At 61.5% G+C, this 3840-nt stretch carries 4 protein-coding genes and 1 riboswitch; of the genes, 3 read left to right on the top strand and 1 reads right to left on the bottom strand.

Annotation, left to right across the window (positions count from 1 at the left end; genetic code table 11):
* Positions 1-215: 215 nt before the first annotated feature.
* The gene (locus WBB95_RS00315) at positions 216-848 is read right to left on the bottom strand and encodes a LysE family translocator (protein ID WP_424485778.1); all 633 of its coding nucleotides are present in this window, start codon (positions 846-848) and stop codon (positions 216-218) included.
* Positions 849-932: 84 nt separating this feature from the next.
* Here WBB95_RS00315 and WBB95_RS00310 point away from each other — a divergent pair, with 84 nt between their 5' ends.
* The 3 genes from WBB95_RS00310 (at position 933) to WBB95_RS00300 (ending at position 3772) form a co-directional block, all read left to right on the top strand.
* Positions 933-1898: a 2-hydroxyacid dehydrogenase gene (locus WBB95_RS00310; RefSeq protein ID WP_424485777.1), complete on the top strand. Its 966-nt coding sequence runs from the start codon at positions 933-935 to the stop codon at positions 1896-1898.
* 30 nt (positions 1899-1928) lie between these two features.
* Complete coding sequence (locus WBB95_RS00305; RefSeq protein WP_424485776.1) at positions 1929-2927, top strand: methyltransferase; 999 nt, start codon at positions 1929-1931, stop codon at positions 2925-2927.
* 50 nt (positions 2928-2977) lie between these two features.
* Positions 2978-3099: riboswitch (yybP-ykoY riboswitch) on the top strand.
* An 88-nt stretch (positions 3100-3187) separates the two neighbouring features.
* Positions 3188-3772: a TMEM165/GDT1 family protein gene (locus tag WBB95_RS00300; RefSeq protein ID WP_424485775.1), complete on the top strand. Its 585-nt coding sequence runs from the start codon at positions 3188-3190 to the stop codon at positions 3770-3772.
* Positions 3773-3840 lie beyond the last annotated feature (68 nt).

The following is a 3840-nucleotide window of genomic DNA, read 5'->3' as shown; positions in this document are numbered from 1 at the left end:
GGATGGCGCGTGGCGGCGGCCCACGGATTCAAGCCGGAGTGCGGGCATGCCGAGCCACAGCGAGGCACCGAGTGGAGGGGCAAGAGCCTTTTGGTTACTTTTGGGCTCTATCAAAAGTGACCCGCTGTAAGAGCGGAACCCATCTCAGCCATCACCCAAATAACGGATACACACACAACCCACCTTGCCCCACCCCTTCAGAAACAGTGCAACACCTACTTCATGCTGGTAAACGCCAGCTTCACACCAATGGCAATCAACACCGCGCCCATGGTCCGATCAAACCAATGCCCCATCCGCGCAAAACCCGCCCGCACGCGCTGCTGGCTGAACAACATCGCCACCAGGCAAAACCACAACGCCGTCGCCACCGCCAGGTACACGCCATACCCGGCCTGAATCGCCAGCGGCGTGTGCGGGTTGATCACCACAGTGAACAACGACAGGAAAAACAGCGTGGCCTTAGGGTTCAAGCCATTGGTAACAAACCCTGCGGTGAAAGCCCCACGCGGCGTGCGCTCGCCCACTTCACGGTGCAATTCGCCCTCAGGGACAGGCTTGGCCGGCTGCGCGCGCAAGGCCTTGAAGCCGATGTAGAGCAGGTACGCCGCCGCTGCCCACTTCAGCGCGTTGAACAGCACGATCGACTGCGACACGATCAAGCCGATGCCCAGCAACGAATAACCCACGTGCAGGAAAATCGCCGAGCCGACACCGAGTGCCGTCCAGGTCCCGGCGCGGCGGCCGTGGGTGACACTTTCGCGCACCACCACGGCGAAATCCGGGCCAGGACTGGCCACCGCCAACAAGTGAATCAAGGCTACGGTCAAAAACTCGGCGGCGTACATGTTCACTCCATTAAGTAACTGATTATTTCATCTGATAGGCTCGGCAGATTACGCCTTCGAACCCAGTCGCAAAAGGTACAGTTGATGACGAACAATCGCCGCGCCGTCTTCCTTGATCACCCATCCCTGGACCTAGGGGACCTCGACCTCAGCGAACTGCGCAACAGTTTCAGCGAGCTGGAATTATTCACCGACACCACGCCGCAGAATGTAGTCGAGCGCGTGCGAGGCGCTCACGTGGTCATCAGTAACAAAATTGCGCTCAGCACTGAGACCCTGGCGGCCTGCCCCGACCTCAAGCTGATCCTGGTGTCGGCCACCGGCACCAACAACGTCGACCTCGCCGCCGCCCGCGCCCATGGCATCACGGTGAGTAACTGCCAGGGCTATGGCACGCCGTCGGTGGCGCAGCACACGATCATGCTGCTGCTCAACCTGGCGACGCGGTTGAAGGACTATCAACAGGATGTGGCGGCCGGCAAATGGCAGCAAGCCAAGCAGTTCTGCCTGCTGGACTACCCGATTGTCGAGCTGGAAGGAAAGACCCTTGGCCTGCTCGGCCACGGTGAACTCGGCAGCGCCGTGGCGCGCCTGGCCGAAGCCTTCGGCATGCGCGTCGTACTCGGCGCGATTCCCGGGCGCCCTGCCCGCACCGATCGCGTACCGCTGGATGAATTGCTGGCGCAGGTCGATGCGCTGACCTTGCACTGCCCGCTTAACGAACACACCCGCGACTTTATCGGTGCCCGCGAACTGGCGCTGCTCAAGCCAGGCGCGTTTATCGTCAACACCGCGCGCGGTGGCTTGATCAACGAACAGGCCTTGGCGGACGCGTTGCGCAGCGGCCACTTGGGCGGCGCAGCGACCGATGTGCTGAGCGTGGAGCCGCCCGTCAATGGCAACCCGTTGCTGGCTGGCGACATCCCTCGGCTTATCGTCACCCCGCACAATGCCTGGGGCAGTCGCGAAGCGCGGCAACGGATTGTCGGCCAGTTGACTGAAAATGCCCGGGGCTTTTTCAGTGGCGCCCCGCTGCGCGTCGTCAGTTGATAAACTGCGCCCCTTTTCAAGGAGCAGACCATGGATCCGCGCAGTGAAGTACTGCTTCGTCAGGCCGAACTTTTTCAAGGCAACCTGTTGCTGGTAGGGTTGCCCGCCGACGATTTGCTCGGCCGTTTGCCCAACGCCCACGGCTGGAGCTGGCATGCCGGCGACCAGGCCGCGCTGGATGCGCGCTTCCCCGAGCGCAGCCAGTTCGGCGTGAACGTGCCTGAGCGTGCGTTTGATACAGCGGTGATCTTTCTGCCCAAGTCCAAGGACCTCACCGACTACCTGCTCAACGCCGTGACCGCTCGCCTGCCGGGCGCCGAGGTGTTTCTGGTGGGTGAGAAAAAAGGCGGCATCGAGAGCGCCGCCAAGCAGATGATTCCTTTCGGCAAGCCCCGCAAGCTCGACAACGCGCGGCATTGCCAGCTGTGGCAGGTCACCGTGGTCAACGCTCCGCAAGCGGTCGAGCTGGAGAGCCTGGCCCAGGTCTTCGACGTGCCATTGGCCGAAGGACCGCTGAAAGTGGTCAGCCTGCCGGGCGTATTCAGCCACGGACGCCTGGATCGCGGTACCGAGTTGTTGCTGGAGCACCTGGACAAGCTGCCCAGCGGCCACTTGCTCGACTTCGGTTGTGGCGCCGGCGTGCTGGGAGCTGCGGTCAAACGTCGCTACCCGCACAACACGGTCACCCTGCTCGACGTGGACGCGTTCGCCGCAGCCAGCAGTCGTCTGACCCTGGCTGCGAACGGGTTGGAAGCCGAGGTGTTGACCGGTGATGGCATCGACGCTGCACCGATGGGTCTGAATGCGATTTTGAGCAACCCGCCGTTTCATGTCGGGGTGCACACCGATTATTTCGCCACAGAAAACTTGCTGCGAAAAGCGGCGAAACACCTGGCAAAAGGCGGCGAACTTCGCTTGGTCGCCAACAGCTTCCTGAAGTACCAGCCACTGATCGAAGAGCATCTGGGTGTGTGCGCCATCAAGGCCGAAGGCAATGGATTCCGCATTTACCGTGCCAAGCGCGGCTGACAGGTGTTTGAAAAAGAAGGCTTGCCGAATGGGTTTTGCCTAGGCAGAATCCGCTCCGTCCTAGGGGAGTAGTCTCCCACGAGCGCCATGCTCGTCCGGCATACGTCAACATACTTGGTCAACAGACCATGGCGTATGCGACCCAGGAGTCCGCACAGACGGACCGGGGTTTGACAAGACCTATGACACGAACACCTTACCCGGGGCGGGAAGGCTGTACGTGTCATAGCCGTGTCGACCCGCCCCTGGAAACTTACCTGATGCTGGATTCATTACTCGTTCCTACCGCAATCGTTGCCTTGGCCGAAATCGGCGACAAGACGCAACTGCTCGCACTCATCCTTGCCGCACGCTTTCGCAAACCCTGGCCGATCATCGCCGGTATCGTTGCCGCGACCCTGGCCAACCATGCGGCCGCCGGTGCCGTGGGGGCGTGGTTTGGGCGTTTCTTCTCGGATGCGGTGTTGCACTGGGTCCTCGCCGCGAGCTTCTGCGCCACGGCGTTGTGGACCCTGGTGCCAGACAAACTCGACGATGACGAAGCCAGTACCACGCGCAAATTCGGGCCGTTCCTGACCACGTTGATCGCGTTCTTCCTCGCGGAAATCGGTGACAAGACGCAAATCGCCACGGTGATGCTGGCGGCGCAATACCCTGAGTTGTGGCTGGTGATTATCGGCACCACCTTGGGCATGCTGATTGCCAACGTGCCGGTGGTTCTGGCGGGGAATTTTGCGGCGGACAAACTGCCATTGACCCTGATTCGTCGACTGGCGGCTACGGCGTTCTTCATCCTGGCGGTGGTGGCGGTGTACAAGGCCATGCAGAGCAGCGGCTGGATCTAAACGCAACCCGATATGGGGGCTGGGCTTTTGAAGGAGCTAGCTTGCCTGCGACAGCATCACCTCGGTGC

The sequence above is a fragment of the Pseudomonas sp. genome (assembly GCF_049645325.1).
GTDB lineage: Bacteria > Pseudomonadota > Gammaproteobacteria > Pseudomonadales > Pseudomonadaceae > Aquipseudomonas.
Note: the sequence above shows the minus strand (reverse complement) of the source record. Positions and strands in the feature narration are given on the sequence as shown.